This window comes from Geodermatophilus sp. SYSU D00697 (assembly GCF_054050175.1).
In genome coordinates this window covers 87,172-106,112 of sequence record NZ_JBJGYV010000011.1, presented here as the reverse complement: position 1 = coordinate 106,112, position 18,941 = coordinate 87,172, and the positions used below count along the sequence as shown (strand labels likewise).

Here is an 18,941-nt window from a genome sequence, read left to right as displayed (position 1 = left end):
CGGTGACGTCCTCCGTCCACGGTGACGTCCTCCCTCGTCGCACCGCGTCCTCCCTCGCCGTCCACGGTGGGGGAGGACGCGCCACGATCAGGGCACCTGATCGTGGCCGGGCGGGCGTTGCCTGGTGGAAACGGTGGACAGGGGCCACGATGGGCGGGACATGAGCCCGAGCCCGCGGACGACGTCGTGACCACGGTCAACCCGTGGCTGGCCCTGCCCGAGGGGCGCCCCGACCCCGCGATCACCCGGCGGCTGCGGGCCGCCCACGAGGCGCTGGTCACCCGCGGCGGGGCGCCGGTGCGCGACTCGGTGCGGGTCGTCGTCTGGGACTCCTGGCGGCGCTGCCTGGGTAGCGGGGTGGACCCCGACGGCAGCGCGCCCCCCGTCGACCTCCTCGACGACGACCTGCTGGCGTACCGCGCCGCCCACCCGCTCGCACCGGTCCTCCCGGTGATCCGGCGGCTGCTGGTCGAGGACGCCGAGGCCGACCAGATGATCGTCGCGGTCACCGACGCGGCGGGCCGGATGCTGTGGGTGGAGGGCGACCGGCGGCTGCGCTCCCGGGCGGAGGGGATGAACTTCGTGGAGGGCGCGCGCTGGTCGGAGGAGGTCGCCGGCACCAACGCCCCGGGCACCGCGCTGGCCGTCGACCACGCCGTCCAGATCTACGGCAGCGAGCACTACCGCCGGCCGGTGCAGAACTGGAGTTGCTCGGCGGCGCCGGTCCACCACCCGGTGACCGGGGTCCTGCTCGGCGCGATCGACGTCACCGGGGGCGACCACGTGGCCAGCCCGCACGTGCTCACGCTGGTCCGCGCGACGGTCGCGGCGGTGGAGGCCGAGCTGCGCTGGCTGCATCGCGAACAGGTGCCGGGCCGGCGGGCCGTTCCCTCCGCCCCACCGGTGCCGCGGCTGGAGGTCCTCGGGCGCGAGCGGGCCCGGCTGCGGCTGCCCGCCGGGCCGGTCGAGCTGTCGCTGCGCCACTCCGAGCTGCTGCTGCTCCTCGCCGAGGCCGCCGTCGCCGGGGGCGGGCGCACCGCCGAGCAGCTGGCCGCCGAGTGCCACGCCGGGGACGCCGCGGCGGTGACCGTCCGCGCCGAGCTCTCCCGGTTGCGCCGGCTGGTCGGCACCGACCTCGTCGGCTCCCGGCCCTACCGGCTGCTGGCCCCCCTCGAGACCGACCTCGACCAGGTGCGCCGGCTGCTGGGTCGCGGTGCGGTCGGGCCGGCCCTGGAGCGGTATGCCGGCGCGGCGCTGCCGCCCTCGACCGCGCCCGGCGTCGTCGCGACCCGGCAGCGGCTGGCCGCGCAGCTGCGCCAGGCGGTGCTCGCCAGCCGCCGCCCCGAGCTGGTGCTGCGCTACAGCCGGCTGCCCGAGGCCCAGGACGACGTCGCCGTCTGGCAGGCCTGCCTGGAGTGGCTCCCGCCCGGGGCGCCGAGCCGGCCCGCGGTCGCCGCCCACCTCCACCGGCTGCGCCGCGCGCCCCGAGGACCGCTGCGCGTCCACTGACGAAGGACCCCTGCCCTCGTCCACTGGGCGGGACGGCAGGAATGCGGTCCGTTCCAGCCGACTTGCCACCACTCCGTGAGCGTGACCAGCGAGGACGTCCCCGCCCTGAGCACCCGGCGGGTCGTCGCCGCGGTCGTGGCCCTGGCCCTCGGCGGCTTCGCCATCGGCACCACCGAGTTCGTCACGATGGGCCTGCTGCCCGACATCGCGGTCGGGGTGGGCGTCGACATCCCGACCGCGGGCCACGTCATCTCCGCCTACGCCCTGGGCGTGGTGGTCGGCGCGCCGGTCATCGCCGCCCTCGGTGCGCGGCTGCCCCGGCGCGGCCTGCTGGTGGGCCTCATGGCGGCCTTCCTGCTCGGCAACGTCGGCAGCGCCCTGGCGTCCGGCTCGTCCGCGCTGCTGGTCGCCCGGTTCGTCAGCGGCCTGCCGCACGGGGCCTACTTCGGTGTCGCCTCGCTGGTCGCCGCCGCGCTGGTGCGCCCGCAGCTGCGCGGCCGGGCGGTCAGCTCGGTGATGCTGGGCCTGGCCGCGGCCAACGTGGCCGGGGTGCCCGCCGCCACCTGGCTCGGCCAGCACCTGGGGTGGCGGTCGGCCTACTGGGCGGTCGGCGTCCTCGCCGTGGTCACGGTCCTGGCCGTGCTCGCCGTCGTGCCGTCGTCCCCCGGCCGCGCGGAGGCCACCGTGGCGACCGAGCTCGCCGCGCTGCGCCGTCCCCAGGTGCTGCTCACCCTCGCCGTGGCGACCGTCGGCTTCGGCGGGATGTTCGCCGTCTACAGCTACATCGCGCCGATCACCACCGAGGTGACCGGCCTGACCCGCGCTGCGGTGCCGTGGGTGCTGCTGGCCTTCGGCGTCGGCGGCGTCGCCGGGACGGCGCTGGGCGGCCGGCTCGCCGACCTCGCCCTGTTCCGCTCGCTGGTCGGGGCCGTGGTCGCGATCGGGCTGCTGCTCGCCGTCGTCCCGGCGGCCGCCGGGTGGGCGCCGTCGTTCCTGACCGCCGTGTTCCTGCTGTCGATGACCGCCTCGGTGCTGGTCGTCTGCCTCCAGATGCGGCTGATGGAGGTCGCGGGGGAGGCGCAGATGCTCGGCGCGGCGCTCAACCACTCCGCCCTCAACGCCGCCAACGCCCTCGGCGCCTGGCTCGGCGGGGTGGTCATCGCCGCCGGCCTCGGCTGGACCGCGCCGGCCCTCGTCGGGGCCGGGCTGGCCGCCGTCGGCCTGGTCGCGCTCACCGCCTCCGCGGTGCTCCGGCGCCGCGAGCTGCGCGCCGGGCCGGTGCGGACGGCGCCCGCACCGGCCCGGTAGCGCTCACCTGGCGGAGGTCCCCGCTCAGCCGGCGAGCACACCGGCCGGCTTCCGCGCCCAGGTCCGCTCCTCGCTCGCTGGCGCTCGCTGCGATGCTCCCCGGGCTGTCAGCCGGCGAGCGCCTCGGCGAACTGCGGGACGGCGTTGTCCAGCGCGTACTGGATCCCCAGGGCCGAGCCGCTGGAGAAGGCGCTGACCAGCGTCTGGTCCTCGAGGACGACGGCGTGGCCCTGCTGCACCGACGGCAGGGTCTGCCACAGCGGGTTGCCGGTGATCTCCGCGGCGTCGACGAAGATCGGGAAGACGACGGTCAGCGGGGCGTCCAGCAACTGCAGCTGCTCGTCACTGACGGAGACGAAGAAGTTCTCCCCCGCCAGGTCTTGGATCGCGGGCTTGTTGGAGAAGCCCAGGGCCTCCATGAAGTCGACGCGGGCGTCACCGCGGACGTAGGCGCCGAACCCCTCCGAGGTGTAGGCGCCGACCGCGACCTCGGTGCCGGCGAACCCGGGGTTCGCGGCCCGCGCGTCGGCGAACTGCTGCTCGACCTCGTCGGCCAGCGCCGTGGCCTCCTCGCTGCGGCCGAGGGCCTGGCCGACCATCTCCAGCTGCTGCTGCCAGGTCGTCTGGTACGGGCCCACCCCCTCGGGCTGGCCGATGGTCGGGGCGATCGCGCGCAGCGAGTCGTAGCGCTCCTGGGTCGCGTCCGACCGGGTGTCCAGGATCAGGTCGGGGTCCAGCGCGGCGATCGCCTCCAGGCTGGGCTCGAGCGTCTCGATGATCTCCGGGGCCTGGTCGTAGCGGCCCTCGGCCCACGGCCCGACACCCTCGCCGCCGAAGCCCAGCCAGTCGCTGGCGCCCACCGGTTGCACGCCGAGCGCGAGTGCCGTCTCGGCGTCCGACCAGCCGAGGGCAACCACGCGGACCGGCTCCTCCTCGACGGTGACGTCGCCGAAGGCGGTCGGCACGGTCACCGGGAAGGCGTCGGAGGAGGAGCCGCTCGGCGCGGCGGCTCCCGGGTCGCTCCCGTCGTCCGACGACCCGGAGCTGCAGCTGGTGACGAGGACGGCGGCGGCCAGCAGGGCGGCGCCGCGCAGGGCGGTGCGGACGGTCATGAGCGACTCCTTCGAACAACAGGTGAGGCTCACCTAACTACCCGCAGGTCACGGACGGGTCACCGGGGTCCGCCGAGCGTTGCTGCAACGCCGCTGCAACGTTGCCCCACCGCGCGACTCCGGCCCGGACCAGCGGTACGGCCTCCGCAGATGCGGATGTAAACGGCGCTGGTCCGTCGCGGCCGCGGATCCCTCCCCTCGCACCGGGCAGGTAAGCGTGGCCTAAGTCACTCCCCCGTTGACAGACTCCGGCTCAGGTGGCGACGCCACAGAACCCCTGCAACGAAGCGGAGGATCCGTGACACAGATCAACGTGCGGGTCGACGGGGTGACCTACGCCGACGACGTCGAACCGCGGACCCTGCTCGTCCACTACCTGCGCGAGCAGCTGGGCAAGGTGGGCACCGTCGTCGGGTGCGACACCAGCAACTGCGGTGCGTGCACCGTCCACCTGGACGGCGCGGCCGTGAAGTCCTGCACCGTGTTCGCCGTCCAGGCCGACGGCAGCGAGGTCACGACCATCGAGGGCGTGGCGCAGGACGGCGAGCTGCACCCGGTGCAGAAGGCCTTCCATGAGATGCACGGCCTGCAGTGCGGGTTCTGCACCCCGGGGATGATCATGGCCTCGATCGACCTGCTCAAGGAGAACCCGGACCCCAGCGAGAGCGAGGTCCGCGAGGGCATCGAGGGCAACCTCTGCCGCTGTACCGGCTACCAGAACATCGTCCGCGCCGTCCGGCACGCCGCCGCGGAGATGAGCGGTCGCGCCACTGACGACTCGTCCACCCAGCCGGCCGTCGTGGACACGGCGGCCGCCGACCACGTGGTGGTGCAGGCATGACGGTCACCGAGGACGCCGCCGACCTGGGCCCGGCCAAGGAGGTCGGGAAGGCCCGCCGGCGCAAGGAGGACGCCCGGCTGATCACCGGCCGGACGACGTGGACCGACAACACGGTCCTGCCCGGGATGCTCCACCTCTCGGTGGTCCGCAGCCCGGTCGCGCACGCCAAGATCACCAACGTCGACGTCAGTGCCGCGCAGCAGGCGCCCGGCGTGGTCGCCGTGTTCACCGGCCGCGACTTCGCCGAGGAGCAGGGCTCCATCCCCTGCGCGTGGCCGGTGACGCCGGACATGGTCAATCCCGGGCACCCCTCGCTCGCGGTCGAGGAGGTCAACCACGTCGGCGAGGCCGTCGCGGTCATCGTCGCCCGCAGCAGGACCGCCGCCGCCGACGCCGTCGAGCTGGTCGACGTCGACTACGACCTGCTGCCCCCCGTGCTGGACATGGAGCAGGCGGTCAAGGGCGAGGCCGACCTCTGCCACGACCACATCGAGTCCAACACCGCCTACCACTTCGTCTTCGACGCCGGCGAGGCCGGCACGGGAGGCGACACCGACCAGGCCTTCGCCGACGCCGACGTCGTGGTCAGCCGCCGGTTCGTCAACCAGCGGCTGATCCCCGCGTTCATGGAGCCGCGCTCGGTCGTCGTCCAGCCGCAGGGCGACAACTTCACGATGTGGTCGGCCACCCAGATCCCGCACGTGCTGCGGGTCATGCTGGCGATGGTCACCGGCATCCCCGAGCACAAGCTCCGGGTGATCGCCCCCGACGTCGGCGGAGGCTTCGGCGGCAAGCTCCAGGTCAACCCCGAGGAGGTCATCGCCCTCCTGGTGGCCCGGCGGCTGGGCAAGCCGGTCAAGTGGACCGAGACCCGCAGCGAGTCGCTGATGGCGGCCCACCACGGCCGCGACCAGATCCAGTACGTCGACATCGCCGCCGACCGCGAGGGCAACCTCAAGGCCCTCCGGGTGCGGATCCTGGCCGACATGGGCGCCTACCTGCGCCTGATCACCCCCGGGGTCCCGGCGCTGGGCGCCTTCATGTTCCCGGGCATCTACAAGTTCCCCGCCTACCGCTTCGAGTGTGACGGCGTGTTCACCAACAAGGTCCCGACCGACGCCTACCGCGGCGCCGGGCGGCCGGAGGCGACCTTCGCCGTCGAGCGGGCCATGGACGAGCTCGCCGTCGAGCTCGGCATGGACCCGCTGGAGCTGCGCCGGCGGAACTGGATCAAGGCCGAGGAGTTCCCCTTCACCACGGTCGCCGGCCTGGAGTACGACAGCGGCGACTACGACGCCGCCACCCGCCAGGCGCTGGAGCTGATCGGCTACGACGAGCTGCGCGAGGAGCAGCGGCGGCGCCGGGAGTCGAACGACCCGGTGCAGCTGGGCATCGGGTTCTCCACCTTCACCGAGATGTGCGGCCTGGCGCCGTCCCGGGTGCTCGGGTCGCTGTCCTACGGGGCCGGCGGCTGGGAGGCGGCGTCGATCCGGATGCTGCCCACCGGCAAGGTCGAGGTGGTCACCGGCTCCACGCCGCACGGGCAGGGCCACGAGACCGCCTGGAGCCAGCTGGTGGCCGATCAGCTCGGCGTCCCGTTCGAGGACGTCGAGGTGCTGCACGGCGACACCGCGGTGTCCCCCCGCGGCATGGACACCTACGGCTCCCGCTCGCTCGTCGTCGGCGGGACGGCGGTGGTCAGGGCCGCGGAGAAGGTGATCGCCAAGGCCCGCAAGGTCGCGGCGCACCTGCTGGAGGCCAGCGAGGACGACCTCGAGTTCGCCGACGGGAAGTTCTCGGTGCGCGGCACGCCCGGCACGTCGATGGGCATCCAGGAGATCGCGCTGGCGGTGTTCGCGGCGCACAACTACCCGGAGGACACCGAGCCCTCGATCGACGCGGACGCCACCTTCGACCCGGTGAACTTCTCCTTCCCGCACGGCACGCACATCTGCGCGATGGAGGTCGACACCGAGACCGGCATGGTGAAGATCCGCAAGTATGCGTCGGTGGACGACGTCGGCACGATCGTCAACCCGCTCATCGTCGAGGGCCAGGTGCACGGCGGGCTGGCGCAAGGCATCGCCCAGGCGCTGTACGAGGAGGCCGTCTACGACGCCGACGGCAACCTCACCACCGGGACCTTCGTCGACTACCTGGTGCCGTCGGCGGCCGACCTGCCGCACTTCGACACCGGGAACACGGTGCACGCCGCACCCGGCAACCCGATCGGCGCCAAGGGCGTCGGCGAGGCCGGGTGCATCGCCAGCACCCCGGCGGTCGTCAACGCCGCGCTCGACGCCGTCCGTCACCTGGGGGTGAGCGACATCCGGATGCCGCTGACCCCCGAGCGGGTGTGGCGGGCGCTGCACGGGGGCGGGGACGGCGGCGACCGCGCCACCGCCGGCACCGTCGCCTGGGGCGGCGCCCAGACCGAGACCACCGCCGGCGTCTCCACCCCGCAGTCGTCCCTCGGAGGTGACCGGTGATCCCCGCTCCGTTCGCGTACGCCCGGCCGACGACGGTCGACGAGGCGCTGCAGGCCATCGCCGAGGGCGGCGAGGACGTCAAGATCCTCGCCGGCGGCCAGTCGCTCATCCCGGTCATGCGGCTGCGGCTCGCGGCACCGGAGACGGTCGTCGACCTCGGCCGGGTCAGCGAGATGCGCGGCGTCCGGGAGGACGGCGACGCGATCGTCATCGGCGCCATGACGACGCACTCCGACGTGCTCAAGGACCCGCTCGTCCAGCAGTACGCGCCGCTGATCGCCGAGGCCACCGAGACAGTGGCCGACCGGCAGGTGCGGGCCCGGGGCACGTTCGGCGGTGCGCTGGTCCACGCCGACCCCGCCGGGGACCTGCCGGCCGTGGCGCTGGCCCTGGACGCCGAGTTCGTCCTCGCCGGCCCCAACGGCCGGCGCACCGTGCCCGCGACGGACTTCTTCGTCGACTACCTCACGACCGTCCTGGAGGAGGGGGAGCTGCTCGTCGAGATCCGGATCCCCAAGCTGGCCGGTCAGTGGGGCATGCACTACGAGAAGTTCAACCGGGTGGCGCAGGCCTGGTCGATCGTGGCGGTGGCCGCGGCGGTCCGCCGGGAGGACGGGCGCATCGCGGAGGCCCGGATCGGGCTGACCAACATGGGCCCGACACCGCTGCGCGCGAGGGCGGTCGAGGCCGCCCTGGCCGGCGCGGATGCCAGCGCGGACGCCATCGCGGCCGCTGCGCGGGCCGCTGCCGAGGGCACCAGCCCGAGCAGCGACCTCAACGCCCAGGCCGACTACCGCGAGCACCTGGCCCAGGTGCTGACTCGCCGGGCGGTCACCGCCGCCGCGGGGTTGTAGCGTCGGTCACCAACCCCCGGAACCCGCCAGTCCAGCTCGGCCGGCCCGCCCCTCCGGGTGGGCCGGCCGAGCCACGTAGCCCAGGAGGTCGCACCGTGCAGTTGGAGAACTCGTTCACCGTCCCCGTGCCCATCGACGAGGCCTGGCGGGTGCTGCTGGACATCGAGCGGATCGCGCCGTGCATGCCCGGCGCCGCCCTGGACTCGGTGGAGGGCGACGACTTCACCGGCCGGGTGAAGGTCAAGCTCGGCCCGATCAACCTCACCTACCAGGGCAAGGCGTCCTTCGTGGAGAAGGACGAGGCCGCGCACCGGGCGGTCATCGACGGCCGCGGCAAGGACCAGCGCGGCAACGGCACCGCGGCCGCGCTCATCACCGCCCAGCTGAAGGCCGAGGGCGACACCACGCGGGTCGACGTCCTCACCGACCTGAACATCACCGGCCGGCCGGCCCAGTTCGGCCGCGGCGTGATGACCGACGTCGGGAACAAGCTGCTCGGCCAGTTCGCCGACAAGCTCGCCGCCCAGCTCTCCGCGGGCGACGAGGGGGTCGCTGCCACCCCGCCGGCGGCCGCTGCGACCCCGCCGGCGGCCGGTGCCGCCGCGACGGCGGCCGGCGTGGCCGAGGAGGTCGCCGCCTCCGCCGAGCAGGTGCCGGGTGACGGCGCCGCGGCCACGGCGGCCCGCAAGGCGGCGACGGCGGCGAAGAAGACCGCCGCGGCCGCCGCGGACAAGGCCGGCGCCCCCGCGGCCGGCGACACGGCCCCGGCTGCCGCCGACACCGCCCCGTCGGTGACGGCCACCCAGCCGATCACGACCCCCGCCGGCCCGGCCGCGACGCCGGCCTCCACCCCGGCGCAGCCGGCCACCGCCGCTCCGGGCGCCGCGGCCCCGGTCACCACCCCGACGACGGCGGCGACCCCCACGACCACCCCGGCCGGCCCGGCGGCGACCCCCGCGAGCACCCCGGCCCGGCCGGTCGCGGCGGCCGAGCCCGAGCCGATCGACCTGCTCGAGGTCGCCGGGGGTGCGGCGCTGACCCGTTACGCCAAGCCGCTCGGCGTGGTGGCCGCGGTGCTGCTGTTGGTCAGCCTCGTCGTCCGGCGGCGCCGCCGGCGCTGAGGCCGCTCCCGCCGGACCCGTGCCCGGCGGCACGGGTCCGGCGGGTCACCGGACGGGCTCGCCGACCGCCGCGAGCCCGTCCATCGCCGCCGCGGCGACGACGTCCGGGTTCGCCGTGAGCGCGTGGTCGCCGGGAACGCCGTACAGCGAGGCGCCGGGCTGGCCGGCCAGGACGGCGGCGAGCTCCTCCGGGCGGCCGTGGGCGTCGGTCTCGCCCTGCACCACCACCAGCGGGACCGGCACCCCGGTGAGCTCGGCCGCGCGGCTGCGGTCCGGCCGGCCCGGCGGGTGCAGCGGGAAGGCCAGGCACAGCACCGCGGCCGCGTCCTGCTCCGCCGCCGAGCGGCACGCCACCCGCGCGCCCGCGCTGCGCCCGCCCAGCACCAGCGGGCCGCTCAGCCGGCCGGCGTCCCGCAGGCCGTCGAGCACCGCCGCCCACCCGACGTCCAGCCGCGGCGGGGCCGGGGCGATCCGCTTGCCGGCCACCCGCCACGGCTGCTCGACCCGCAGCACCCGCCAGCCGGCCGCCGCGGCCGCCGTGGTGACCGCCACCAGGTCGGCCGACCCGATCCCCCCGCCTGCACCGTGCCCGAGGACCAGCGTGCCGCGGACGTCGTCGGGCGGCTCCGTGGCGGTGACCCGGGCCGGGCCCAGCGGGGTGGCGAACTCGGTCACGCGCCGGGCAGGGCCAGCAGCGCGTCGACGGCGCCGGCCAGCTCGCGGGCCACGAGCGCGGCCGGGTCGTAGACGGCGGGGTAGCTGCGCTCGGCGCGGGGGAACCAGGCGCCGGCGAGGCCGGCCCGCAGCGCGCCGTGCACGTCCCAGCCGTGGGCGGCGACCAGCGCCATCCGCTCCGGGGCGACGTCGCAGACGCCGGCGGCCCACAGGTAGACCTCGCGGGCCGGCTTCCACGCGCGGATCGCCTCGCTGGACAGCGACCGCTCCACCAGCGGGGTCACGCCGCCGCGCTCCAGCCCGGCCTCGGCGACCCCGGGGGCGCCGTGCGTCAGCGTCACCACCCGCACCCCGGCCTGCGCGAGCCGGCGCAGCGCGGGCTCGACGTCGGGGTGCGGCGCGAGCTCGAGGAAGGCGTCGGCGACCCGGGACCGGTCGGCGGCCGACAGCGGGGTCACCTGGGCGAGGGCGGCGTCGAAGGCCTCCCGGAAGCGGATCCAGGTACCGGCCGCGGCCGTCGCGAAGCCGGTGAGCAGGGTCCGGGCGAACACGGCGGGCAGCAGGTCGGCGGGCTGGTCGTGCTCGACGAGCGCGGCCTGCACGGGAGCGAGGTCCAGCAGCGTCTCGTTGACGTCGAACGCGACGACCTCCGGGCGGACGGCGCTCACGCGACGGGCCGGTCGGCGCCGTCGACGTCACTGTCGCGGGAGGCTGCCCGCTCACGTCGGTGCCGCCGCACGTCCTTGGCCCGCTTGTAGACCAGCCAGGCCAGGCCGAGCACGACCACCGCGACGACCGCGTAGTCGAGGTACTTGAGGTTGGCCTGCACGAAGTCGCCGGCCGCCACGCCCAGCCCGATGAGCACGCTGTTCCAGATCAGGCTGCCGGCGGCGGAGAAGAGGAGGAACTGGCCGAAGGGCATCCGCACCACGCCGGCGGGCACGGAGATGAAGCTGCGCACGATCGGCACCATCCGGCCGAAGAACACCGCGGACCGGCCGTGCCGCTCGAACCACGCGAAGGTGCGGTCGACGTCCTCGGTCTCCACGAGCGGCAGCCGGTCGAGGAACGCGTGCGAGCGGCGGGGGCCCAGCGCCCGGCCGACGTAGTAGAAGAAGATGGCGCCGAGGATCGACCCCACGGTGGCGCAGAGGACCACCGGGACGACGTCCATCCGGCCGTCGTTGATCAGCACGCCGGCCGCGCCGAGCACGGCCTCGCTCGGGATGGGCGGCACGACCGTCTCGAGCAGGATGGAGAGCCCCACCCCGATCGGGCCGAGCTTCTCCACCATGTCGAGCAGGAAGCCGGTGATCCCGCCTTCGTCGGACGCGGCGGCGGCGAGGAACGACATGCGCTCCACGGTAACGGCGCGGTCTGGACGGGACCCGGAGGCGGCGGGGGTAGGTTCGCCCTCCATGCGGCAGCGCTTCACCGCTCGGGCCGTCGTCGTGGGGGACCGCGTCGGCACGGTCGTCCTCGACGCCGTGGTCGACGTCGAGGACGGCGAGATCAGCTGGGTCGGCCCGGCCGCCGACGCCCCGCCCGCCGGGGACGCCGAGGTCGTCGCCCTCCCCGGGGTGCTGACGCCGGGGCTGGTCAACACCCACTCGCACGCGCCGATGGTGCTCTTCCGCGGGCAGGCGGAGGGGCTGCCGCTGGAGCGGTGGCTGCGCGAGGTGATCTGGCCGCGGGAGGCCCGGCTGACCCCCGAGGACGTCGAGGTCGCGATGGAGGCCGCGTCGGCGGAGATGCTGCGCGGCGGGGTCACCACCAGCGTCGAGATGTACTTCTCCCCCGAGCAGATCGCCGCCGCCGTCGGCCGCACCGGCGCCAGGGCGATCGTCGCCACCCCGCTGATCCCGCTGCCCGGGATGCCGCCGCTGGCCGAGCAGCTGCGCGACGCCGTCGCCCTGGCCGCCCGCGCGCCCGGCGACGGCACGGTGGAGTACGGGATCGGCCCGCACGCGGCCTACACGCTGCCGCTGCCGCTGCTCCGGGACGCCGCGGCGGCCGCCCGGGAGCACGGGCTGCTCCTGCACCTGCACGTCGCCGAGACCGTCGCCGAGGACGCCGACCTGTTGGCCACCCACGGGCTGTCGGTCCCGGCGCTGCTGGCCGCCCACGACGTCCTCGGCGGCCGGGTGCTCGCCGCGCACTGCGTGCACCTCGACGACGGCGACCTGGAGCTGTGGCGCGAGTACGACGTCGCGGTCGCCCACTGCCCGGCCAGCAACGCGAAGCTGGCCAGCGGGATCGCGCCGGTGCGGGCGATGCTCGACCGCGGCATCCGGGTCGGGCTGGGCACCGACGGGCCGGCGTCCAACGACGGGCTGGACCTGCTCGCCGACGTCCGGCTGGCCGCGCAGCTGGCCCGGCTGCGCGGGTCCTCGGCGACCGCGCTGACCGCGGCCGAGGCGTTCTGGCTGGCCACCGGCGGTGCCGCGGACGCCATCGGCCGGCCCGACCTCGGGCAGCTGGCGCCCGGCCGGCGCGCGGACCTGGTGCACGTCGACATGACCGACCTGCTGTTCGAGCCGGTGCTCAGCCCGCCCGACGTGCTCACCCACCTGGTGTGGTCCGGCGTCTCCCGGCTGGTGCGGGACACCTGGGTGGGCGGCCGGCAGGTCGTGCGCGACGGCGTCTGCACGACGGTCGACGCCGAGGCGCTGCGGGCCGACGTCGCCGAGCGCGCGCGGCGGCTGGCGACCGCCTGAGCCCGGCCGGCCACCGGACCGGTCAGTCGAGGACGGCGACCGCCTCGACCTCCACCAGCAGGTCCGGTTCGCCGAGCGCCGCCACGCCCAGCAGGGTGGTCGGGCGCACCGGGTCGCCCTGGATGGCGTCGGCGGCCCGGCCGACGCCGGCACCGAGGTCGGCGAGCTTCTCCGGCGACCAGTCGACGACGTACACGGTCAGCTTCGCCACGTCGTCGAAGGTGGCGCCGACCGCGGCGAGGGCGGTGGCGACGTTCCGGTAGGCCTGCTCGACCTGTGCGGCGAGGTCCCCGGCCCCGACCGGGCGCCCCTCGGCGTCCCGGGCCACCTGCCCCGACAGATGGACCGTGCGGCTCCCCGACGCCACGGCCATGTGGCGGTACATCTGCGGCGCCAGCAGGCCCGCGGGGTCGATCAGTTCGACGCTCATCCCGTCCTCCTCCATCGTCCCATGACGCTGCTATGTATAGCGCTGCCATGGCATCCTGGGCAAGTGCCGCGTACCGCCTCCCCTGCCGTGCGCGCCGCCCTCGTCGAGCGGGCGGCGGAGATGCTGGCCCGTCGCGAGCCGGTCACCCTGCGGGCGCTGGTCGAGGGCACCGGCGCGTCGACGATGGCCGTCTACACGCACTTCGGCGGGATGCCCGGGCTGTGGCGGGCGGTGCGCCAGGAGGGCTTCACCCGGCTGGCCGCCCGGCTGGCGACCGTGCCCAGGACCGAGGACCCGGTCCGGGACCTCGCCGCGCTCGGGGCGGCCTACGTCGCCAACGCCCTGGCCGGCCCGGCCCTCTACCGCGCGATGTTCGACGCCGCGGCCGACCTCGAGGACCCGGCGGCCGCGGACGCCTCCTTCCAGTCGCTCGTGGAGAGCGCGGCGCGGGCCCGCCGCGAGGGGCGGTTCGCGGCCGACAGCGACCCCGAGGCCGTCGCGACGCGGGTCTGGGCGGCCGGGCACGGGCTGGCCATGCTGGTGCTCACCGGCCCGCTGCCGGCCGAGGCGCTGGACGCGCACGCGCCGGCCATGGTCGCCGCCCTGTGCGTCGCCGCCGGGGACGACCCCGAGCGCGCCGGCCGGTCCGTGCGGGCCGGCTGGTCGCCGCCCGCCCGCTGAGGGGAGGAGATCCGTCCGGTCACGCGGGCGGATCTCCTCCCCTCAGGGGCGCAGGCTGATGGTCTCGCCGCGCACCACGGGGCGGAGCTCCCCCGGCACCTTGCGCTCGGCGACCTCCCGGACGAAGTCCCCCAGGGGCGAGGCGAACCGGTCGTAGTCGTCGTAGTGGACCGGCACGGTGACCGGCGGCTTCAACAGCTCGACGAGGTCGGCGCCCTGGCGGCCGTCCATGGTGACGGTGACGCCGAGCGCCTTGGTGCCGCCGAGGTGCGGGATGAGGACGTCGAGCGGGCCGCAGCGCTGCAGCACCTCGCCGAGCCACGGGCGGTAGAGGGTGTCGCCACTGATGTAGCCGCGCCACGACACCTCGCCGCCGCGGACCAGCTCCAGCACGCTGCCCATCACCGGCGGCAGCACCTTCGCCAGCGGTCCGGGACCGTGGACGCCGGGGACGGAGGTGATCCGCAGCGCCTCGCCGTCCCCGGTGAGCTCGTGTCGCTGCCAGGGCTCCAGGTCGAGGGTCTCCCGGAAGCCGCGGCGGTCCAGGGCCTTGGCCGCCGCCTGCGTGGTCACCACCGGCGTGTCCTTGTCGAGGGTGCGGGTGGCGATGCGGTCCCAGTGGTCGGCGTGCAGGTGCGACAGGACGATCGCGTCGAGCGCGGGCAGCTGGGTGGGCAGCAGTGCCGGCTCGGTGAGCCGCTTGGTCCACAGCCCCTTGCCGAGGTAGGCGCGCTGCCCGCGGTGCAGGAAGTTCGGGTCGGTGAGCAGGGTGAACCCGCCGATGCGCAGCAGGGTGGTGGCGTTCCCGCCGAAGGTGAGCGTGACGTCGGCGGGAGCGGGCTGGTCGACGGCCATGCCGGGCGACTACCCGGCCGGTGCCGGGACCTATCCCGCCGACCGGTGACGCCGCCGTGAGACCTGCGAACTCGTGGCCATCCGCGGCCGATCGCCACGAGTGCGCAGGACTCGGTGCGTGCCGCGGCGGTCGGTCGCCCGGAGGAGTGTGCCCCGCCCGGCTGGTAGACAGGGCGGGTGGCTGCCTCCCGCGACGTGGACGCGTCCTTCCTCGCCCTCCCGCTCTCCGCACTGACCGACGCGGCGCTCACCCGCGCGCTCGACCTCGGTTGCGAGCACGCCGACCTGCGGGTGGAGCGGATCCGCACCCAGACGATCAGTCTCCGCGACGCCCGCCTGGAGTCCCTGGCCGACGGTGAGGACCTCGGGCTCGCCGTGCGCGTGGTCCACGAGGGGACCTGGGGCTTCGCCGCCGGCGTCGTCCTCACCGCCGCGGAGGCCGTGCGGCTGGCGGAGGAGGCCGTCGCGGTGGCGCAGGTGTCCGCCGCGGTGAACAGCGACCGCGTGGAGCTCGCCCCCGAGCCGGTGTACGCCGACGCCGTCTACGTCTCCGACTACGACGTCGACCCGTTCGCGGTGCCCGACGCCGAGAAGACCGGGCTGCTCACCGAGCTGTCCGAGCAGCTGCTGGCCGCCGACGGGGTCGAGCACGTGCAGACCGGCTGCACGGTGGTCAAGGAGCAGAAGTACTACGCCGACACGGCCGGCACCCGCACGCGGCAGCAGCGGGTGCGCCTGCAGGCCGACCTCACCGCGCTCACCGTCGACCGGACCACCGGTGCCTTCGAGAGCATGCGCACCCTGGCGCCGCCGGTCGGGCGGGGCTGGGAGTACCTGACCGGCACCGGCTGGGACTGGCGCGGCGAGCTGGCCGAGATCCCCGAGCTGCTGCGGGAGAAGACCAAGGCCCCGTCGGTGCAGGCCGGCCGCTACGACCTGGTGGTCGACCCGTCGAACCTGTGGCTGACCATCCACGAGTCGATCGGCCACGCCACCGAGCTGGACCGGGCGCTCGGCTACGAGGCCGCCTACGCCGGGACCTCCTTCGCCACCGTCGACAAGCTCGGCACGCTGCAGTACGGCTCACCGGTCATGCACGTCACCGGCGACCGGACCGCGCCGCACGGGCTGTCCACGGTCGGGTGGGACGACGAGGGCGTCGCCGGCCAGCGCTGGGACGTCGTCCGGGACGGCGTGCTGGTCGGCTACCAGGTCGACCGGAACATGGCGCGCCTGCGGGGCCTGCCGCGGTCCAACGGCTGCGCCTTCGCCGACTCCTCCCAGCACGTGCCGATCCAGCGGATGGCCAACGTCTCGCTGCAGCCGGCGCCCGGGGGGCCCTCCACCGAGCAGGTCGTCGCCGGCGTCGAGCGCGGCATCTACGTCGTCGGTGACAAGAGCTGGTCGATCGACATGCAGCGGTACAACTTCCAGTTCACCGGCCAGCGGTTCTACAAGATCGAGAACGGCCGCCTCGCCGGGCAGCTCCGCGACGTGGCCTACCAGGCGACCACGACGGACTTCTGGGGGTCGATGGCCGTGGTCGGTGGTCCCCAGACCTACGTGCTCGGCGGTGCCCTCAACTGCGGCAAGGGCCAGCCCGGTCAGGTGGCCCCGGTGAGCCACGGCTGCCCGGTCGCCCTGTTCGAGAACGTCAACATCCTCAACACGGTGCAGGAGGCCGGCCGATGAGCTACCCGACACCGCAGGACGTCGTCGAGAAGGCGCTGGCCGCCTCCACCGCCGACGGGCAGGTCGCCTTCGTGGTGGAGAGCTCGCAGGCCAACCTCCGCTGGGCGGGCAACAGCCTGACCACGAACGGGTCCATGCGCTCGCGGCAGGTCGTCGTCGTCTCCTTCGTCGACGGCGGCGCGGGCATGGCGGCCGGCACCGTCGCGCGCACCGGCAACCCGGACGTCGAGGAGCTCGTCGCGGCGAGCGAGCAGGCCGCCCGCGACGCGGGCCCGGCCGAGGACGCCGTCCCGCTGGTCGCCGAGACCCCGCCCGGCTCGGGGGACTGGGACGCCGACCCCGCCGAGACCTCGATCGGCGTGTTCGCCGACTTCGCCCCCGCGCTGGGGCAGGCCTTCGGCGAGGCGCGCGGCCGCGACGAGCTGCTGTTCGGCTACGTCGAGCACGCCATGACCAGCACCTACCTGGGCACCTCGACCGGGCTGCGGCTGCGGCACGACCAGCCGTCCGGCCGCGTCGAGCTCAACGGCAAGAGCGCCGACATGAGCCGCTCGGTGTGGGCCGGCACCGGCACCCGTGACTTCACCGACGTCTCGGTGGAGGCGCTGGCCGCGGAGGTGGAGCGCAAGCTCGGCTGGTCCCGCCGCCGGGTCGACCTGCCGGCCGGGCGGTACGAGACGCTGCTGCCGCCGTCCGCGGTCAGCGACCTGATGATCTACGCCTACTGGACCATGGAGGCCCGCGACGCCGACGAGGGTCGCAACGTCTACGCCAAGGCCGGCGGCGGCAACCGGATCGGCGAGCGCCTCGCGGCGCTGCCGCTGACCCTGCGTAGCGACCCGTTCGAGCCCGGCCTCGAGGCCTGCCCGTTCCAGGTGGTGAGCGGCTCCTCCGGCGCCGCCTCGGTCTTCGACAACGGCATGGCCACGCCCGCGGTGGACTGGATCCGGGACGGCGTCCTGACCAACCTCATCCGTCCGCGGGCGTGGGCCCTCAAGACCACCGCGCCGGCCACCGCCGCGGTGGACAACCTCGTCCTCGAGGTCCCGGAGGCGACCGCGACCCAGGAGGAGATGGTGGCCGCCACCGAGCGCGGGCTGCTGCTCACCACGCTCTGGTACATCCGCGAGGTCGACCCGCAGACGCTGCTGCTCACCGGCCTGACCCGTGACGGCGTCTTCCTCGTCGAGGGCGGGGAGGTGACCGGCGCGGTGAACAACTTCCGGTTCAACGAGTCCCCGGTCGACCTGCTGGCGCGGATCACCCAGGCCGGCCGCACCGGGCGCACGCTGCCGCGGGAGTGGAACGACTGGTTCACCCGGGCGGCGATGCCCCCGGTGCGGGTGCCGGACTTCAACATGAGCAGCGTGTCGCCCGCCAGCTGACGCCCGCCGGGAGCATCGACCGCTCCGCCCCGCGCCGCGACGCGCCGGTGCACACCCCCGTCCGTGGCGGTGTGCCAACCGGTTCGTCACATCGTTGTCATTTGATTCCCGTGACGCTCCGCGTCCAGCCCCCTACCGTGGGTGCAGCGAACGGGAAGCATCCACGACTACCCGGTCGCCGTACGACCGAGACGTGGCCCGAGCGGAACCGCTCGCCCGGCCGCACGCAGGCCCGGCCAGGGCGGGTGAGGGGGAGTCCGATGACCAGGGGTCAGAAGCCGTCGGTGTTCCAGGTGGGCCAGATCTGGGACGACGGGAGCACGGTCGTCGTGTCCGGCTGGGGCCTGGGCCTGTGCGCCTCCGCCTGCGCCTGCCACCGCGATCCCGTGGCCGGGCACCTCACCATCGACGAGGACCACGCCCACGGTCTGCTGGGCCTGGTCAGCCACCGCGACGGCGGCTGCGACTGCTGCGAGCCGTGGACCGCCGACGAGCTCTCCGGCATCCTCCGCGACCTGGAGATGGTCTCCGGCCTCGACGCCCAGGAGCCCCTCGCCGGCTGACGGGGGACCCCGCGCCTCCCGCCAGCCACCGGCTCGCGGCGGGTCCCTGCACGGGGACCGCCGCCGCGCGGTTGCCGGGGGTCGTACTCCGGGTAGGGCTGCCCCCATGCTGGGACGAGCCGCCCTCCGCGGAGCCCTCGCCGGGCTGGCCGGCACCGCGGCCATGACCCTCGGCGAGAAGGTCGAGCAGTCCGTCACCCACCGGCCGGACTCCTACGTACCCGCGCGCACCCTCACCGCGCTCACCACGCGACGCCGGCTCCCCGAGTCCGCACGCCCCCCGGTGCGCAACCACCTCATGCACTGGGGGACCGGCGCGGCCGTCGGAGCGCTGCGCGGCATCTGGGCGGCCAGTGGTCTGCGTGGCTGGCGCGCCTCGGCCTGGCACACCTCGGTGCGGCTGGCCACCGACCAGACCCTGGAGAACGCCACCGGCGTCGGCGCGCCGCCGTGGACCTGGTCCCGGCAGGACCAGGCCGTCGACATCGCCGCCAAGGCCCTCTACTCCTTCGTCACGGGCGCGGTCGCCGACCGGCTGGTCCCCCTCGCGCCGGACCGCACCCCGTCCGGCTCGGCCCCGCCGCGCCGCCGTTAGCCCCCGGGTCCGACAGGACCGACACCTCCCCGGGACACCGGAGCCCGCTGGGACGGGTGTGACTGCTGAGGCGTCACCCCCGCCTCGACCCCCGCGCGCCGCCCCCTACGAGCC

The 18,941-nt window shown here is 75.1% G+C and carries 18 protein-coding genes; 12 read left to right on the top strand and 6 right to left on the bottom strand.

Features of this window, described 5'->3' with window-relative positions; all coding sequences use genetic code 11:
- Positions 1-186 precede the first annotated feature (186 nt).
- Entirely contained in the window at positions 187-1,509 is a 1,323-nt protein-coding gene (locus ACI79C_RS11790; protein ID WP_456945847.1) for a GAF domain-containing protein, read from the top strand.
- A gap of 75 nt (positions 1,510-1,584) precedes the next feature.
- Positions 1,585-2,817 (top strand): MFS transporter, encoded by a 1,233-nt coding sequence (locus tag ACI79C_RS11785; protein WP_456945846.1) that lies wholly within the window; start codon positions 1,585-1,587, stop codon positions 2,815-2,817.
- Positions 2,818-2,924: 107 nt separating this feature from the next.
- On the opposite strand, the gene ACI79C_RS11780 is transcribed toward ACI79C_RS11785, so the two are convergent.
- Positions 2,925-3,929, bottom strand: a complete 1,005-nt coding sequence (locus tag ACI79C_RS11780) for an iron-siderophore ABC transporter substrate-binding protein (RefSeq protein WP_456945845.1) — start codon at positions 3,927-3,929, stop codon at positions 2,925-2,927.
- 298 nt (positions 3,930-4,227) lie between these two features.
- Here ACI79C_RS11780 and ACI79C_RS11775 point away from each other — a divergent pair, with 298 nt between their 5' ends.
- The 4 genes from ACI79C_RS11775 (at position 4,228) to ACI79C_RS11760 (ending at position 9,234) form a co-directional block, all read left to right on the top strand.
- Complete coding sequence (locus tag ACI79C_RS11775; RefSeq protein ID WP_456945844.1) at positions 4,228-4,770, top strand: (2Fe-2S)-binding protein; 543 nt, start codon at positions 4,228-4,230, stop codon at positions 4,768-4,770.
- A complete protein-coding gene (locus tag ACI79C_RS11770; RefSeq protein WP_456945843.1) occupies positions 4,767-7,259 on the top strand; it encodes a xanthine dehydrogenase family protein molybdopterin-binding subunit in 2,493 nt (830 codons plus the stop codon). The genes ACI79C_RS11775 and ACI79C_RS11770 overlap by 4 nt, the downstream gene beginning before the upstream one ends.
- A complete protein-coding gene (locus tag ACI79C_RS11765) occupies positions 7,256-8,113 on the top strand; it encodes an FAD binding domain-containing protein (protein WP_456945842.1) in 858 nt (285 codons plus the stop codon). The genes ACI79C_RS11770 and ACI79C_RS11765 overlap by 4 nt, the downstream gene beginning before the upstream one ends.
- Positions 8,114-8,208: 95 nt before the next feature.
- Positions 8,209-9,234: an SRPBCC family protein gene (locus ACI79C_RS11760; RefSeq protein ID WP_456945841.1), complete on the top strand. Its 1,026-nt coding sequence runs from the start codon at positions 8,209-8,211 to the stop codon at positions 9,232-9,234.
- Positions 9,235-9,279: 45 nt separating this feature from the next.
- Here the strand turns inward: ACI79C_RS11760 and ACI79C_RS11755 are convergent, their stop codons facing one another.
- From ACI79C_RS11755 to ACI79C_RS11745, 3 genes are read right to left on the bottom strand one after another with little or no spacing between them, the layout of a single operon-like run.
- Positions 9,280-9,909, bottom strand: a complete 630-nt coding sequence (locus tag ACI79C_RS11755; RefSeq protein ID WP_456945840.1) for an alpha/beta hydrolase family protein — start codon at positions 9,907-9,909, stop codon at positions 9,280-9,282.
- The gene (locus tag ACI79C_RS11750) at positions 9,906-10,577 is read right to left on the bottom strand and encodes an HAD-IA family hydrolase (protein WP_456945839.1); all 672 of its coding nucleotides are present in this window, start codon (positions 10,575-10,577) and stop codon (positions 9,906-9,908) included. Before ACI79C_RS11750 ends, ACI79C_RS11755 begins: the two co-directional genes overlap by 4 nt.
- On the bottom strand, positions 10,574-11,263 hold the full coding sequence (locus ACI79C_RS11745; RefSeq protein WP_456945838.1) for a DedA family protein: 690 nt from the start codon (positions 11,261-11,263) through the stop codon (positions 10,574-10,576). Before ACI79C_RS11745 ends, ACI79C_RS11750 begins: the two co-directional genes overlap by 4 nt.
- Positions 11,264-11,327: 64 nt before the next feature.
- Here ACI79C_RS11745 and ACI79C_RS11740 point away from each other — a divergent pair, with 64 nt between their 5' ends.
- The gene (locus ACI79C_RS11740) at positions 11,328-12,626 is read left to right on the top strand and encodes an amidohydrolase family protein (RefSeq protein WP_456945837.1); all 1,299 of its coding nucleotides are present in this window, start codon (positions 11,328-11,330) and stop codon (positions 12,624-12,626) included.
- 22 nt (positions 12,627-12,648) lie between these two features.
- Here the strand turns inward: ACI79C_RS11740 and ACI79C_RS11735 are convergent, their stop codons facing one another.
- Complete coding sequence (locus ACI79C_RS11735; protein WP_456945836.1) at positions 12,649-13,056, bottom strand: RidA family protein; 408 nt, start codon at positions 13,054-13,056, stop codon at positions 12,649-12,651.
- A gap of 63 nt (positions 13,057-13,119) precedes the next feature.
- Between ACI79C_RS11735 and ACI79C_RS11730 the strand changes: the two genes are divergently transcribed.
- The gene (locus ACI79C_RS11730; protein ID WP_456945835.1) at positions 13,120-13,737 is read left to right on the top strand and encodes a TetR/AcrR family transcriptional regulator; all 618 of its coding nucleotides are present in this window, start codon (positions 13,120-13,122) and stop codon (positions 13,735-13,737) included.
- Positions 13,738-13,779: 42 nt separating this feature from the next.
- Here ACI79C_RS11730 and ACI79C_RS11725 read toward each other — a convergent pair whose 3' ends face one another.
- Positions 13,780-14,592: an MBL fold metallo-hydrolase gene (locus tag ACI79C_RS11725; RefSeq protein WP_456945834.1), complete on the bottom strand. Its 813-nt coding sequence runs from the start codon at positions 14,590-14,592 to the stop codon at positions 13,780-13,782.
- A 177-nt stretch (positions 14,593-14,769) separates the two neighbouring features.
- On the opposite strand from ACI79C_RS11725, the gene ACI79C_RS11720 reads away from it, so the two are divergent.
- The 4 genes from ACI79C_RS11720 (at position 14,770) to ACI79C_RS11705 (ending at position 18,827) form a co-directional block, all read left to right on the top strand.
- Positions 14,770-16,284 (top strand): TldD/PmbA family protein, encoded by a 1,515-nt coding sequence (locus ACI79C_RS11720; protein WP_456945833.1) that lies wholly within the window; start codon positions 14,770-14,772, stop codon positions 16,282-16,284.
- Positions 16,281-17,669 carry a metallopeptidase TldD-related protein gene (locus ACI79C_RS11715; RefSeq protein ID WP_456945832.1) on the top strand — a complete coding sequence of 463 codons (1,389 nt, stop codon included), beginning with the start codon at positions 16,281-16,283 and terminating at the stop codon, positions 17,667-17,669. The genes ACI79C_RS11720 and ACI79C_RS11715 overlap by 4 nt, the downstream gene beginning before the upstream one ends.
- Before the next feature lie 260 nt (positions 17,670-17,929).
- Positions 17,930-18,232, top strand: a complete 303-nt coding sequence (locus tag ACI79C_RS11710) for a hypothetical protein (RefSeq protein WP_456945831.1) — start codon at positions 17,930-17,932, stop codon at positions 18,230-18,232.
- Positions 18,233-18,338: 106 nt separating this feature from the next.
- Complete coding sequence (locus ACI79C_RS11705) at positions 18,339-18,827, top strand: hypothetical protein (protein WP_456945830.1); 489 nt, start codon at positions 18,339-18,341, stop codon at positions 18,825-18,827.
- Positions 18,828-18,941 lie beyond the last annotated feature (114 nt).

Excerpts from the sequence above, each read along its gene's own strand:
- ACI79C_RS11780 (WP_456945845.1), bottom strand. The coding sequence starts at position 3,929 with ATGACCGTCCGCACCGCCCTGCGCGGCGCCGCCCTGCTGGCCGCCGCC.
- ACI79C_RS11770 (WP_456945843.1), top strand. The coding sequence starts at position 4,767 with ATGACGGTCACCGAGGACGCCGCCGACCTGGGCCCGGCCAAGGAGGTC.
- ACI79C_RS11745 (WP_456945838.1), bottom strand. The coding sequence starts at position 11,263 with ATGTCGTTCCTCGCCGCCGCCGCGTCCGACGAAGGCGGGATCACCGGC.
- ACI79C_RS11740 (WP_456945837.1), top strand. The coding sequence starts at position 11,328 with ATGCGGCAGCGCTTCACCGCTCGGGCCGTCGTCGTGGGGGACCGCGTC.
- ACI79C_RS11735 (WP_456945836.1), bottom strand. The coding sequence starts at position 13,056 with ATGAGCGTCGAACTGATCGACCCCGCGGGCCTGCTGGCGCCGCAGATG.
- ACI79C_RS11725 (WP_456945834.1), bottom strand. The coding sequence starts at position 14,592 with ATGGCCGTCGACCAGCCCGCTCCCGCCGACGTCACGCTCACCTTCGGC.
- ACI79C_RS11715 (WP_456945832.1), top strand. The coding sequence starts at position 16,281 with ATGAGCTACCCGACACCGCAGGACGTCGTCGAGAAGGCGCTGGCCGCC.
- ACI79C_RS11710 (WP_456945831.1), top strand. The coding sequence starts at position 17,930 with ATGACCAGGGGTCAGAAGCCGTCGGTGTTCCAGGTGGGCCAGATCTGG.
- ACI79C_RS11705 (WP_456945830.1), top strand. The coding sequence starts at position 18,339 with ATGCTGGGACGAGCCGCCCTCCGCGGAGCCCTCGCCGGGCTGGCCGGC.